This is a genomic window from Acidovorax sp. GW823-FHT02H02 (assembly GCF_058797075.1).
In genome coordinates this window covers 276,916-290,443 of the sequence record NZ_JBXAJH010000001.1, presented here as the reverse complement: position 1 = coordinate 290,443, position 13,528 = coordinate 276,916, and the positions used below count along the sequence as shown (strand labels likewise).

General features: G+C 66.2%; 13 protein-coding genes. 4 read left to right on the top strand and 9 right to left on the bottom strand.

Features of this window, described 5'->3' with window-relative positions:
* Positions 1-356 precede the first annotated feature (356 nt).
* Positions 357-1,205 carry a DUF6969 family protein gene (locus tag AC1RDS_RS01350; RefSeq protein ID WP_348705201.1) on the top strand — a complete coding sequence of 283 codons (849 nt, stop codon included), beginning with the start codon at positions 357-359 and terminating at the stop codon, positions 1,203-1,205.
* Positions 1,206-1,442: 237 nt separating this feature from the next.
* Here AC1RDS_RS01350 and AC1RDS_RS01345 read toward each other — a convergent pair whose 3' ends face one another.
* Both AC1RDS_RS01345 and AC1RDS_RS01340 read right to left on the bottom strand, forming a co-directional pair.
* Positions 1,443-2,381 (bottom strand): inositol monophosphatase family protein, encoded by a 939-nt coding sequence (locus tag AC1RDS_RS01345; RefSeq protein WP_287876880.1) that lies wholly within the window; start codon positions 2,379-2,381, stop codon positions 1,443-1,445.
* Between the two features lie 165 nt (positions 2,382-2,546).
* Positions 2,547-3,512: a DnaJ-like protein C-terminal domain-containing protein gene (locus tag AC1RDS_RS01340; RefSeq protein ID WP_287876881.1), complete on the bottom strand. Its 966-nt coding sequence runs from the start codon at positions 3,510-3,512 to the stop codon at positions 2,547-2,549.
* Positions 3,513-3,770: 258 nt separating this feature from the next.
* Between AC1RDS_RS01340 and AC1RDS_RS01335 the strand changes: the two genes are divergently transcribed.
* Entirely contained in the window at positions 3,771-4,562 is a 792-nt protein-coding gene (locus AC1RDS_RS01335) for an RNA methyltransferase (RefSeq protein WP_287876883.1), read from the top strand.
* A 36-nt stretch (positions 4,563-4,598) separates the two neighbouring features.
* On the top strand, positions 4,599-5,381 hold the full coding sequence (cysE, locus tag AC1RDS_RS01330; RefSeq protein ID WP_287876884.1) for a serine O-acetyltransferase: 783 nt from the start codon (positions 4,599-4,601) through the stop codon (positions 5,379-5,381).
* 15 nt (positions 5,382-5,396) lie between these two features.
* Here the strand turns inward: cysE and AC1RDS_RS01325 are convergent, their stop codons facing one another.
* The 3 genes from AC1RDS_RS01325 to yjgA form a co-directional block, all read right to left on the bottom strand.
* Positions 5,397-6,410: a PDDEXK family nuclease gene (locus AC1RDS_RS01325; protein ID WP_287876885.1), complete on the bottom strand. Its 1,014-nt coding sequence runs from the start codon at positions 6,408-6,410 to the stop codon at positions 5,397-5,399.
* Between the two features lie 93 nt (positions 6,411-6,503).
* Positions 6,504-7,109 carry a molybdopterin adenylyltransferase gene (gene mog / locus AC1RDS_RS01320; RefSeq protein WP_287876887.1) on the bottom strand — a complete coding sequence of 202 codons (606 nt, stop codon included), beginning with the start codon at positions 7,107-7,109 and terminating at the stop codon, positions 6,504-6,506.
* On the bottom strand, positions 7,102-7,773 hold the full coding sequence (yjgA, locus tag AC1RDS_RS01315; RefSeq protein WP_287876888.1) for a ribosome biogenesis factor YjgA: 672 nt from the start codon (positions 7,771-7,773) through the stop codon (positions 7,102-7,104). The genes mog and yjgA overlap by 8 nt, the downstream gene beginning before the upstream one ends.
* A gap of 64 nt (positions 7,774-7,837) precedes the next feature.
* Here yjgA and pmbA point away from each other — a divergent pair, with 64 nt between their 5' ends.
* Positions 7,838-9,280 carry a metalloprotease PmbA gene (gene pmbA / locus AC1RDS_RS01310; RefSeq protein ID WP_287876889.1) on the top strand — a complete coding sequence of 481 codons (1,443 nt, stop codon included), beginning with the start codon at positions 7,838-7,840 and terminating at the stop codon, positions 9,278-9,280.
* 114 nt (positions 9,281-9,394) lie between these two features.
* On the opposite strand, the gene AC1RDS_RS01305 is transcribed toward pmbA, so the two are convergent.
* From AC1RDS_RS01305 to AC1RDS_RS01290, 4 genes are all read right to left on the bottom strand, one after another.
* The gene (locus AC1RDS_RS01305; protein ID WP_287876890.1) at positions 9,395-10,201 is read right to left on the bottom strand and encodes an HpcH/HpaI aldolase/citrate lyase family protein; all 807 of its coding nucleotides are present in this window, start codon (positions 10,199-10,201) and stop codon (positions 9,395-9,397) included.
* Positions 10,202-10,289: 88 nt separating this feature from the next.
* Positions 10,290-11,249 carry an NAD(P)-dependent oxidoreductase gene (locus AC1RDS_RS01300; RefSeq protein ID WP_092698788.1) on the bottom strand — a complete coding sequence of 320 codons (960 nt, stop codon included), beginning with the start codon at positions 11,247-11,249 and terminating at the stop codon, positions 10,290-10,292.
* 7 nt (positions 11,250-11,256) lie between these two features.
* Positions 11,257-12,423 carry a sialidase family protein gene (locus tag AC1RDS_RS01295; RefSeq protein ID WP_287876892.1) on the bottom strand — a complete coding sequence of 389 codons (1,167 nt, stop codon included), beginning with the start codon at positions 12,421-12,423 and terminating at the stop codon, positions 11,257-11,259.
* An 84-nt stretch (positions 12,424-12,507) separates the two neighbouring features.
* On the bottom strand, positions 12,508-13,500 hold the full coding sequence (locus tag AC1RDS_RS01290; RefSeq protein WP_092698792.1) for a Bug family tripartite tricarboxylate transporter substrate binding protein: 993 nt from the start codon (positions 13,498-13,500) through the stop codon (positions 12,508-12,510).
* Positions 13,501-13,528 lie beyond the last annotated feature (28 nt).

The window sequence follows — 13,528 nt, the reverse complement described above, 5'->3', positions numbered from 1 at the left end:
TGTTTGGCTCTAAGAGGGGCCAGGGCGGCAAAAGGGTTCGCGGCCGGAGAAATATTTCTTTTGAACCGCCCCGTCGACTGGATCGGCGGCTCGAGGATCGCTCTGAGCGCGCTGCCGCTGCGGCTGTTTCCGTGGCCTGCCAACTATTTTTGAGTTCCCGCGAATCCGATCGCGGCCGGGACCCCTCTTAGCCTCCGAGGATCGTCCTCGCCACCGAAACCAACCCAAGGACTGGATATGAAGACAAGCTTGAAATTGACCCTGGCGGCGCTGACCGCCGCGACCCTGGCGCTGCCCGCCGCGGCCCAAGACAGGAAGGAAGGCGCCAAGTGCGCGCCCCAGGCCGGCCTGTCCAAGTGCGCTCCGAAGTGCGGCGCGAAAAAGTGCGCGCCCAAGAAGAACGCCGCGAAATGCGGCGCCAAGAAGTGCGCTCCGAAATGCGGCGCGAAGTGCGCGCCCAAGAGCTGAGCGAGATGTCCGCGGGCCGGCGCTCCAACGGGCGCTTGTCAAATGATCCCGGCGCTGGCCCACGCCTGCTTGCGGTCTATGGAGCCTTGGCAGAGCGGGGGGAGCATCTGTTGGGCGGCTTGCTTGGAGGCGCGCTCCCGAAGCAATGGAGCCACTACCCTGAGGACGACGCGATCGACGCGGGCCGCGGCTACCAGTGGTTCTACCACTCGCACAGCCCCGAGGACCGCCCCGGCGCCATCGAGCATGGGCACATCCATCTCTTTGCCAGGCGTCCGCTGTGGGGGCGGAGGCTGCAATCGCGCTCCGAAAAGGCGTTTGCGCGGCTCTGCGGGCAGCCGGCCTCGGACGCGCACACGCGACACCTGCTAGCCATCGGCTTCGACGCCAAGGGCCTGCCCATATCGCTATTCACGGTCAACAGTTGGGTGACGGGGGATCTGATGCTGGGATCCGACCTCACGGTCGAGCTGCTGGCGTCGATGCAGCTTGAAACGGGCCACCCGGAGATAGACGCGGTGATCGAATCGACTGTCCGCATGTGCCTGCCTGAGATCGCCCATCTGGTGTCGGCGCGGGATGAAGCTTTGGTGCTTCACGCAGGTCCGGACAAGCTCAACGCCCGGTCCTTGGAGTTGCTCTCGGAGCTGGCCGTCGACCTCGACGCGAAGCTGCGCATCGCTGTTTGCTCCAGGAAAACCATGGTGCATGCGGGTTTTCGAGGCATGCGCTCTTGATGCGCCATCATGGGGGTGGTGGCGTAGTCCAGGCGCAATGTTTCAGACGACAACTGTTTTTCTGAGAAACGCCATGGCATGGGTTTACAGGCAGCGTAGCTTCGAGACCAAAATGCCGAAAGCCGCCGTGTTGCGAGCATCGGCGGCTTTCTTGCCAGGGTCCTGTGCGAAGGAGCTATGGCTCCCCGCGATTGAGCACGGCTCGTCGCGAGCGTGGCTTCTCGGTGCGAAGGCGGGTCAGAACGGCGCGTCTTCGCCCTTGGCTGTGTCGGCCTGTGGGGTGGCAGATTCTGCCGTGTCCGCAGCGCCATCTGCTTCCTGGGTGTCGGCGGCAGCCGCCTGGCGCACGGCGGCCTTGTCACCCGCGCTCGCAAACTTACTGTATTTGCCCAGGATGGGCACCAGCTGGCCGTAGATGCGCGGGTTGCCGGCCAGGCATTCGCGCTGCTCCAGAAAGTCGGCCTCACCTGTGAAATTGCCCACCAGGCCGCCGGCTTCCGTCACCAGCAGCGAGCCCGCCGCCACATCCCAGATCGACAGGCCGGTTTCAAAGAATCCATCGGTGAAACCCGCGGCAACGTAGGCCAGGTCCAGCGCGGCAGCGCCGGGACGGCGCAGGCCCGCGGTGCGCTGCATCACGTCGCTCATCATGGCCAGGTAGCTCTTGAAGTTGTCGCCCGGGCGGAAAGGAAAGCCGGTGGAGATCAGGCAGTCCTTGAGCTGGGTGCGCTTGCTCACGCGGATGCGGCGCTCGTTCAGGTAGGCGCCGCGGCCCTTGGTGGCCGTGAACAGGTCATTGCGCGAGGGGTCGTAAATCACGGCCTGCTCGATCTTGCCCTTCACGGCCAGCGCAATGCTGACGCAATAGACGGGAAAGCCATGGATGAAGTTGGTGGTGCCGTCCAGCGGGTCGATGATCCAGACGAACTCGGAATCCTTGGCGCCGTATTCGGTGCCCGATTCTTCGGCCAGGATGCCGTGGCCGGGGTAGGCCGTGAGCAGCGTCTCGATGATGATCTTTTCGGACGCGTGGTCCACTTCGGTCACGAAGTCGTTGATCTGCTTTTGCGAGATCCGCACCGATTCCACGTCCAGGGCCGCGCGGTTGATGATGGCGCCGGCGGCGCGTGCGGCCTTGATGGCCACGTTGAGCATGGGGTGCAGGGTGGACGACATAAATTGTGGGTGAAGGACAGGGGCCTTGGGACAAGGCGTGGACCGGCGATGCGGCGGCAAGGGGAAGGATTCTACCCGCTGCGCCCAAAAACCGCTGGGCGCGGGGCGGGTACCAGGCTGCGGGGGGCTCATCCATCTCCGCCATCCCGCAGATTCAGCGGCGCTTCAGGGCAGCTGCAGCCACTGGCCTTCGCGTGCGGTGGTTTGCTGCACCGACCCCTGGCCCAGGCTGAACTCCACCATCAGGCTCTTGCGCTCACCGGGGGCGGGGTCTGCGCCGGCGAGCTGGTTGTCCACCGCCACTTCCAGCCGGCCGTCACGCACCAAGCTGCGCAGGCGCGCGGTGATGTCCACCTGGCGGTAACCGTTGCCGTAGAGGGCGCGCTCGATGTTGACGTAGCCGTGGTCTGCATCGTAGCGCCCGCCGCGCTGCTCCCACAGTTGGGCGCGGGCCTGCGCGATCCGCGATCCGTCGATCCAGCTGCCTTCGCCGTATTCGAGAATCTCGGGCTGGCTGCCAAATCCACCCAGCACGATCTGCAGGGTTTTGCGCTGGCCCGGCGCCGGGTCGCCATTGAAGAGTTGGTTGTTCAGCTGGAAACGCTGCCCGCCCCGCAGCAGCTGGCGGATCTGTGGCGTCACATCGAAGCGCGATTGCGGCGTGCCATAGGTGGCCTGCCGGATGTCGAGAGGGTCCCGGTCAGCGTAGCCATACCTGCCCTGGTCCTCGCCATTCCAGCCTTGCCGGTCATCGTTGTCGTAGCCCCGGCCCCAGCGGCCGCTGCGCCAGCCCGTGAACTGCGCGCCATCCACCCAGCTGTATTCGCTGAAGTCGAAGTTGCGGGGCTGGCCGTCGGGTCCCCGGGCATGGATGCGCAGCATCTTGCGCAGGCCGGGGGCCGGGTCGGCGCCGAACAGGTCATTGGTGAGCCGAAAGCGCTGGTCGCGGCGGGCCAGTTGCCGCAGACGGTCGGTGACGTCGATGCTGTACTGGTCGGTGCCATAGACCGCCTGCAGGATCTGGTAGGGGCCTTCGTCGCGCTGCGCCCAGGCCGTGGACGACAGCAGCAGGGCAAACGCCAGCAGCAGCCAGCTGCCCAGGGTTCTGGCGATGGAGGAGGGAGCGTGCATGGAGGGATGGTTGAAAGTGGGAAAGCGGTGGAGTGAGGTGCGAGGTGCCAAAGCGACCTTCAACAGGCCCTTAACGTCCGGGTCGCCACACCAGTGCACAACGCCCATGCCACGCACAGAGTTTTACACCCACGCAGGGTGCGCGGCCCTGCAGGCGGCGCCCGGCCGCTGGGGCTGGCACCTCCGCCCGGCCCGGCCCGGGCCAGCGGCGACAATGGCGCATGCCCCGGTGGCCCCTTGTTTCTTTCTGATTTCTCCATGCGTACCCGATTCATCCTCATTCAAACCAGCCACGCCGGCAATGTGGGCGCCGCCGCCCGCGCCATGAAAACCATGGGTTTTGACGACCTGGTGCTGGTGGCGCCGCGCTGGTCCAATGTGCTGCGGCGCGAGGAAACCATCCAGCGCGCCAGCGGCGCTCTCGATGTGCTGGAGAACGCACGCATCGTCGCCACGCTGGACGAAGCGCTCGATGGCGTCAGCCACCTGTGCGCCACCGCCATGACGCCACGCGACTTTGGCCCGCCCACGGCCAGCCCCCGCGCGCACTTTGAAAAGCTCTTGAAAAGAGCGCTTTCAGCGATGGATGGGCAAGCGCTGGAGGTCGAAAATGCTGTAAAGCCAGACGGTGCGGCGGCCGAGTCGGGCGTGGCCTTTCTGTTTGGCTCCGAACGCTTCGGCATGGCCAACGAGGATGTGTACCGCTGCCATGTGGCGCTGTCGATTCCCACCAACCCGGGTTTTGGCTCGCTCAACCTGGGCGCGGCCATCCAGGTGATCGCCTACGAATGGCGCCAGGCGCTGGGCGGGTTTGCGGTGCAGGAGGCCACGCCCGCCCGCGTGCAGGCCGATGCCGCCCAGGTGGCCGGGATGCTGGCCCACTGGGAGCAGGCGCTCACCGGTATCGGTTTTCTCGACCCGGCCGCGCCCAAGAAGCTCATGCCTCGCCTTAACCAGCTTTTCAACCGCGCGCAGCTCAGCCCCGAGGAAATCCACATCTTGAGAGGTGTCGCCAAGGCCATGATCGAGACCGCGCAGGCGAAACGATAGACTGTGCAGCCCATTTACAAATAACCATAACAACCAATGCTCGCCCGCCTGCGTTCCGATATCCAGTGCATCCTCGACCGCGATCCTGCCGCGCGCAGCACGTGGGAGGTGATCACCTGTTATCCGGGCCTGCACGCGATCTGGCTGCACCGCCCGGCGCACTGGTGCTGGCACCATGGCCTCAAGTGGCTGGGCCGCTTCATCTCGCACTTCGCGCGCTGGTTCACCGGCATCGAGATCCACCCCGGCGCCAAGATCGGCGAGCGCGTGTTCTTCGATCACGCCATGGGCGTGGTGGTGGGCGAGACCGCCGAGATCGGCGACGGCTGCACCATCTACCAGGGTGTGACCCTGGGCGGCACCTCGCTGTACAAGGGCACCAAGCGCCACCCCACCCTGGGCAAGGACGTGGTGGTGAGCGCGGGCGCCAAGGTGCTGGGCGGGTTTGAGGTGGGCGACGGCGCCAAGATCGGCTCCAACGCCGTGGTCATCAAGCCGGTGCCTGCAGGCGCCACGGCGGTGGGCATACCGGCGCGCATCATCCCGTCCAAAGAGGGCCAGAGTGCCGACGTGACCGAATCGCAGCCGACACGCAAGTTCACCGCCTATGGCATCACGCAGGAGGACGACCCGCTCTCCCAGGCCATGCGCGGGTTGATCGACAACGCCTCATCGCAAGAGCACCAGATTGCGCTCTTGTGGCAGGCCATCGAAAAACTCTCGGCCTCCAACCAGCAGGCCAAGGACTGCGTGCCGTGTGATGCGGCGATCAAGGAGCAGTTCGAGGCGGGTAAGCTCAACGAGCTGGTGGGCAAGTAGCGCCAGCCGGGGAGCTTAAACCAGGGTTTCCAGATGTGGCTTGAGAGAGCTGAGATTGACGAAGGTCAGCTCATACATCTTCGTGAGACCCGCTGCCTGTTCGTCCGTGAGATCTGTTGCACAGACGATGAAACGGCTGCGGTCTATCCCCAGACGTTTGCGCAGGCGCAGGTATTTGTCGATGTCTCGGCGGAACTCGCCAGACTTGCATTCGATGCAAATGGGCGATTGACCGTCCGGTAACGCGATGACGTCCAGTTCGTGCAGGTCTTCATTCGGGAAGACCACTTTGACACTTCGCGCACAGGATGCTCCCCGCCCGTGCATGCGCAGTTGTGTCAGCAGTTCCATGAATGCGTACCACTCCAGCCATCCGCCGTCAAAGAACTGCCGAATGGCAGGCGCCGTCTGCAGCGTCAGGCGAACGATCTTTTCCGGCTTCTGGTAGTGGTAGCGCGCGAAGAAGGTATGGCTATAGAGCTGACGGCACAGCGTGTTGATGGCCTGGGCGTCCTTTTGAGACAGCTTGCCCAGTTCGAGGTTGATCCAGCCATGACTTTTCCGGTAAGCAAAGCGCACACGGTCGATCAACTCGGCGTATAGCCCAAAGCCTTCGCCCAGCATGCGGGCGGCATCATCGAAGAAGCCGCTGGTGTCTACCAAGGCGTAATCGAACCGTGCCTCGATCTGGCGGGCGGCAAACCATGCCAGCAACGGAGCGTGCTGTTCTGCGGTTGCCAGCAGCGTTGTGTTGTTGGGGTCAATGCTAGTGAGCGCCGCAGCAGAAGAAGATGAGTCTTCTGCTGCTGTTTGCGCGGTGCCCGCATCGGCGGCGGGTTTGTCTGCTTGCTGCAGCGCTGCAACTTCGCGCAGCGCAGAAAAATAACGCTCAACAAGTTTCTCGACGTAGAACACGGTGCCGTACACCATGCAGGGGGTGCCGCAGCGCCCACAGGCCACGCGCGTGCCTATGGTGGTCACTGCGTCTTCCGAGACAAAACTACATTCATTGCAGCGGTAGATTGGCATGGGACTGAGAGCTCGATTCGAATTGCGTGCCCCATTCTTTGGGGGCATTCTGGACAGTTCCTTGGGAAAGGACTGTTCATTGACATCGGGAGGCTAAGGAGTTTCTCGCGGTGGCCGCACTGCGCTCTTGGGCCGGAACCCCTTGCACACCTCGTCGCGCGTTTCCAGGTAAGGCCCGCCGATCAAGTCCACGCAGTACGGCACGGCCGCAAAGATGCCCGGCACGATCTGCTTGCCGTCGGCGTCCTTGAGCCCCTCCAGCGTTTCTGCAATCGCCTTGGGCTGGCCGGGCAGATTGATGATGAGGCTGTTTCCCCGGATCACCGCCACCTGGCGCGAGAGGATGGCGGTCGGCACGAACTTCAGGCTGATCTGGCGCATCTGCTCGCCAAAGCCCGGCATCTCCTTGTGCGCCACGGCCAGCGTGGCCTCGGGCGTCACGTCGCGCAGCGCGGGGCCGGTGCCGCCGGTGGTCAGCACCAAGCTGCAGCCAGCGTCCACCAGCTCGATCAGCGTGGCGCTGATGCCGGACTGTTCATCGGGGATCAGACGCGGCTCGAAGGTGATGGGGTTGTGCAGCGCACGCGTGAGCCAGTCCTGCAGTGCGGGCAGGCCCTTGTCTTCATAAACGCCAGTGCTGGCGCGGTCGCTGATGGAGACGATGCCGATCTTGACGGCGTCGTGGACGGCTTCACTCATCGTCGTTCTCCTCGTCGGTGTCGCCGGCATCTGCCGTGCCGGTGCCGCCCAGGTGCTCGCGCACCAGCTGGAACAGCTCGCGGTACGCACGGCCCTTGCGGGGCGCCAGTCCTTGCGAGACCTGGACATTGGCCTCTTTGCCTGCGGGCTGTGCGTCCTTGCGCGCCTGGCGGATCAGGGCGCGCAGCTGCTGGGTGTCGGTGGTGGGGTGCTCGGCCATCCAGGCGGCCAGCGTGTCGTCGTCGGCAATCAGGCGGTCGCGCCATTGTTCGGCCAGGTGCAGTTGCAGCTTTTCGGTGGCAGAGCCCTTGTGCTGCTCTTCCAGGGCCTGGCGGGCGGCCTGCACCAGCTCGGGTTCGAGCTTGCGCATGAGCTTGCCCACGTACTGCATCTGGCGGCGCTTGCCTTCAAAGTTGGTGATGCGCTTGGCCTCGGCCAGCGCCTCCACCAGCTTGTCGGGCAGGCCCACGGCGTCGAACAGGTCGGCGCGCAGGGTCAGCAACTCCTTGCCCAGGTCCTGCAGTTCATCGCTCTCGCGTTTGAGATCGGTGCGGCTGGCATCGGGCGTGCCTTTGAGTTCGGCCTTGAGCTGGATGTCCAGCTCGCTGCCTTCGGCAACGAACTGGCCTCGCACAAAGTAGCCTTTTTTGGGTTTGCGTGACATGGGTGGGGGCAAAGAGAGAGGTGGCGCAGCGCGCACCACAGCGGCAAGTATCATAGCCGCCGCTATGAACAAACCCACCCAACGCGCCTCCCGCGCCACTGGCGCTGCGGCCTCCGCCCCAGCCGCCGCGATTTCGCCCGCTCCGGAGCGCGGCTTCAGCTACAGCCGTCCGTTCTTTGAAGACCTGGTGGACCGTGCCTTGGCGCATGCCAAGAAACTGGGTGCCACCGACGCAGGCGCCGAGGCCTCCGAGGGTTGTGGCCTGTCGGTCAGTGTGCGCAAGGGCGAGCTGGAGAACGTGGAGCGCAACCGCGACAAGTCGCTGGGCGTGACGGTGTACATCGGCCACCGCCGTGGCAATGCCAGCACGTCGGACTTTTCGGACAAGGCCGTCGAGCAGACCGTGCAGGCCGCCTACGACATCGCCCGCTTCACCGCCGAAGACCCCATGGCCGGCCTGCCCGACGAGGCCGACATTGCACCGGCCGATACGCATCGCGACCTGGACCTGTTCCATCCCTGGGCCATCACCAGCGAAGAGGCCGCGCAACTGGCCATGGCGTGCGAGGCCGCCGCCCTCAAGACCCACCGCCGCATCACCAACAGCGAAGGTGCCGGCGTGTCGGCACAGCAAAGCCATTTCTTCAGCGCGCACACGCGGGGCTTTCGGGGTGGCTATGCCAGCTCGCGCCACAGCTTTTCGGTGTCCCCCATCGCCTCGCTGCCCGGCCGCAATGCCGAGATGCAGCGCGATGCCTGGTACAGCTCCATGCGCAACGCGGCCGAACTGGCCTCGCCCGAGGCCGTGGGCCGCTATGCCGCCCAGCGCGCGCTTGCCCGCCTCGGGTCACGCAAGATTCCCACCACGCAATGCCCGGTACTGTTTGAATCGTCCCTGGCTGCCGGCCTGCTGGGCGGTTTTGTGCAGGCCGTGAGTGGCGGCTCGCTCTACCGCAAGAGCAGCTTCTTGCTCGATTCGCTGGGCAAGATGGTGTTTCCCAAGCACATCGACATTCTGGAAGACCCGTTTGTGCTGCGTGGCAAGGGCAGCTCGCCCTTTGACGAAGAAGGCGTGCGCGTGGCCCCGCGCAAGGTGGTGCAGGGCGGGCGGGTGCAGGGCTATTTCCTGTCCAGCTACTCGGCGCGCAAGCTGGGCATGAAGACCACGGGCAATGCCGGTGGATCGCACAACCTGGTGATGACCTCGCGCCTCACGCAGGCCGGCGACAACCTCGATGCCATGCTGCAGAAGCTGGGCACGGGCCTTTTTGTGGTGGAACTGATGGGCCAGGGCGTGAACTACGTGACGGGCGACTACTCGCGCGGCGCCAGCGGCTTCTGGGTGGAGAACGGCAAGATCGCCTTCCCCGTGCACGAGATCACCATCGCGGGCAACCTCAAGGACATGCTCAAGGGCATCGAGGCCGTGGGCGCCGACACCTACAACTACGGTGCCAAGACCGTGGGCTCCATCCTGGTCAACCGCATGAAGGTGGCGGGCAGCTGATAACTGGCTGGCGACAAGGCCTCACGCAAAAAGGCTCCTGGGTTCCCGGAGCCTTTTTGTTGGGTGTGGTGCTTGCGGAGCGCCGGCGAGGTTTCGCAGCACCCTGCATGCCGCTTAATACGCCGCGCTGGCCCTGGCCGGTGCTGCCGCAGCGGTGGCACCGGCAAACTGCCCGCGCAGCTTGCGCGCTGCATTGGCAAACATCAGCACATCCACCCCCACGGCCACAAAGGTGCAGCCCAAGTCCAGGTAGCGCTGGGCCAGCACAGGGTCCGAGGTGAGGGTACCCGCCGCCTTGCCGCTGGCGATGATGGTCTTCATGGCGCCCTCGATGGCGGCCTGCACCTCGGGGTGCCCAGGGTTGCCCCGGTGGCCCATCGATGCGGCCAGATCGGCGGGGCCGATGAACACGCCGTGCACGCCATCCACCGCGCAAATGGCCTCCAGGTGGGTGAGGGCCGTCACTGTTTCGGCCTGCACCAGCAGGCAGACTTCGTCGTCGGCCACCGAGAGGTAGTCGCTGCGGCTGCTCCACATCGACGAGCGCCCCACGGCACTGCCCACGCCGCGAATGCCCAGGGGCGGGTACTGCGTGGCCGCCACAATGCTGCGCGCCTGTTCGGCCGTGTCCACCATGGGCACCAGCAGCGTTTTGGCGCCGATGTCCAGCATCTGCTTGATGAGGGCGGTGCTGCCTTCCACCAGGCGCACGATGGGGTGCGACGGGTGCGCTGCCACCGCCTGCAGCGCGCCCATGGTGCTGCGCAGGTCGTTGGGGGCGTGCTCGCCGTCGATCAGCAGCCAGTCGTAGCCGGTGGCGGCAGCGGCTTCGGCCAGGTACGGGTCGGCCATCGACAGCCACAGGCCGATTTGCGGGCGGCGCTCGGCCAGGGCGGTTTTGAAGGGGTTGTGGGCTGGCATGGTTCTGTGGGGGCAATAAGAGGCTCGGCAGCGTGCTGAAGACAGTGCAGGCGTTTCGGGCGGTGCTTTGGTTTCGGTGGGTGGATTCTCAGGCCATGCGGTGCTGGGCAGGTGCACCTGGGCCGGTGAGGTGGTCCACGATGTTGCGTGCCGTGATGGTGGACACCTGCAGCGACGCCCCCCTGGTCACGCCCGCCACATGCGGCGTGAGCAAGGCATTGGGCAGCTGGGCCAGGGGGTGGGTGGCGGGCAGGGGTTCGGTGTCAAAGGTGTCCAGGCCCGCGCCTTCGAGATGGCCGCTGCGCAGGGCTTCCACCAGGGCCGCTTCGTCCACTACCGGGCCGCGCGCGGTGTTGATGAGGAGGCTGCCCTGGGGCAGCAGCGCCAGCTCCCGTGCACCGATGAGGCCCCGGGTGCGCTCGGTCAGCGGGCAGTGCAGGCTCAGGATGTTCACCTGGGGCAGCAGCTGGTGCAGATCGGGTTCGGTGGCAAAGCCATCGGCCTGGCCATGGGGGCGCAGCACCAGCACGCGCGCGCCCAGCGCGGCGGTCAGTTGCGCCGTGCCCCGGCCAATGGCGCCGTAGCCAATGATGCCCACCGTGGCATCGCGAAAATCGCGGCCCTGCCAGGCGCTGGGGGCCCACTGGCCAGCGCGCACCATGCGGTCCAGCAGGGGCAGCTGGCGCGCCAGGGCCAGCATCAGGGCCGCGGCATGCTCGGCCACGGCGCGGGCGTTGGCTCCTGGGGCCACGGCCACCGCCACACCGCGCGCGCGGGCGGCTTCCAGGTCAATGCCGTCCACCCCTGCGCCGTTTTTGGCCACCAGGCGCAGCGCAGGTGCGGCTTGCAGTACCCGCTGGCTCACAGGCTTGATGCCGCGCACCAGCAGCACTTGGGCACCGGTCTCCAGCAGCCGGGCGATCAGGTGGTCTTCGGTGATGGGCTCGGCCATGAAGTGGATCTGGCCGCCTGCGGCTTGTACCAGCGCCTGGGCTTCAGGGGCCCAGTGCGCGGCGGTGACGAGTACGTGGAAAGTGGCTTGGCTCATGCTTGGTTCAGGGTTGTTGTGTGGCCCAGTCTGGCTGCAGGCGGACGTGGCGGATGTGCTGGCGGAATACGGTGTAGGCCAGGTGCAGGGTGCCGTCGGCATCCTGGCGCAGCGAGGGGTAGGAGTATTCGCGGTTGCGGCCGCGCTCGGAGTCGTTGCTCATGCACCAGCCGTCGCCCACTTCCAGGTGGCGCTGCCAGGGCCAGGTCAGGCCATCGTCGGCCGACAGGGCCAGCGTCATGGGCGCGCGCGGTGCGCCCCAGAAGGCCTTGCGTGCGGGCGGGGCGGCCACGGTGGCACCCTGGGCGCCTTTGCAGGTGTCTTCCAGCTCGTCGTACAGCGACTCGCGCCGCTCGGTGGCGTTGGCGGCGCTGCTGGCGTTGAAGATCATGGCCAGGCGCCCATCGGCCAGGCGCAGGGCCTGCACCGACGAGTTGTTGTTGGGGAGCTGGGTGGGCTGGGGTGTTTGCCAGGTCAGGCCGCCATCGTCGCTTTGGGTGCGGTAGATGTGGTCGGCCCAGCGGCTGCGGAAGAAGGCCAGCAGGCTTTGGCCGTTGGCCGCCGGCACGATGTTCATGTGCACACAGCCCAGGCTGCCGGGCACGCTGATGCGCTGCCAGGTGCGGCCCTGGTCGGTGGAGCGCAGCACGCCGCTGTCGTCGTGGCTGCCGTCCCAGGGCTGGCCGGCTTCGGCCCGGCAGTAAAACACGGGCAGCAGCCAGCTGCCGTCGTGGTGCACATGGATGGGCTGGCGCACAAAGGTGCCGGCGGGGGCGTCGGCCAGGGTCTCTGTGGGCGACCAGGTCTGGCCGTGATCGGTCGAGCGGCGCACGCGCACCACGGCGGTGTTCTGGTGGCCCGACTGCTGGGCCGTGTGCAGCAGCCACAGGGTGCCATCGGGGGCCGGGAAGAGCACGGGGTTTTGCTCTGACCGCTCAGCGTCGTGCGACAGCTGCACGGGCTCGGACCACTGCCGGGTCCCGGGAGCCAGGCGGGACATGAAGACCGAGATGTCCGAGCGCCCCTCCATCGAGCCGCCAAACCACACGCAGGCCAGGGCGCCATCGCCCAGCACCATCAGGTTGGCGGCGTGGGCCTGAACGCGGGGGGAGGGCAGGTCGGCCACCTGGCGGGTGGCGTCATCGGGGTGCTGTTGCAGCAGGCCGTCGGGCATGGGTGTCTCCAAAGGGTGTGTAGTGATGTCTGGCGTTGCCGCAGGCTGCCCCTCCTGGCACCACGCGCCAGGAGAGTGTCGTCGTCAGTCGGCCTTGATCTTGGCGGTCTTGATCAGGTTGCCCACGCGCTGGTATTCGGGGGCCAGGAAGGTGCGCAGCTCGCTCGCGTTGCCGCTGCCCACCGTCACGCCCAGGTCGCCCAGCTTGCTGGCCACTTCGGGCAGCTTGAGCGTCTTGGCCAGGGCGGCAGAGAGCTTGGCGCTCACATCGGCCGGGGTCTTGGCCGGAGCAAACAGCGCGTACCAGGCAGAGAACTCGAACTGCGGGTAGCCCAGCTCTGCCAGGGTGGGCACATCGGGCAGGTCGTGCAGGCGGGTGGCGCTGCCCACGGCCAGCGCCCGCACCTTGCCGCCGCGCAGCAGGGGCATGGAGTTGGTGGCGGTGTCAAAAATCACGGGCACGCGGCCGCCGATCAAATCGATGATGTGGGCGTTGCCGCCCTTGTAGGGCACGTGGGTCATGTTGACCTTGGCAATCGACAGGAAAAGCTCGCCCGCCAGATGAAGGGGTGAACCATTGCCCGACGAGCCGTACATGATGGCCTGCGGGTCTTTGCGGGCGGCATCCACCACCTCTTTGAGCGTCTTGTAGGGCGAGTCGGTAGCGGTGATGACGACGATGGGCGCGCGGCCGATCATGCCGATGGGCTCGAAGTCCTTCAGTGGGTCGTAGTCGGCCTTGAGCAGGTTGGGGCTGGCCGCGTGGGTGGCCAGGCCGCCCACCAGCAGGGTGTAGCCGTCGGCTGGAGCGCGCGCCACAATGCCCGCGCCCAGCAGGGCCCCGGCGCCGGGCTTGTTATCGACCACGGCGGGTGTGCCCAGCGCCTCGCCCATCTTCTGCCCGATCAGGCGCCCCAGCATGTCGTTGGCGCCACCGGCGGGGTAGGGCACCACCATGGTGATGGGTTTGCTCGGGAAGGGGGCTTGCGCATGCGCCAGGGGCAGGGCGCACGCCAGTGCCATGCCGGCGATGGCGCCCAGAATGGGCCGGCGTGAGAGGGCTTTGGTAATGCTCATGGGCTTGTCTCCTTGGTTGAATGGTTTG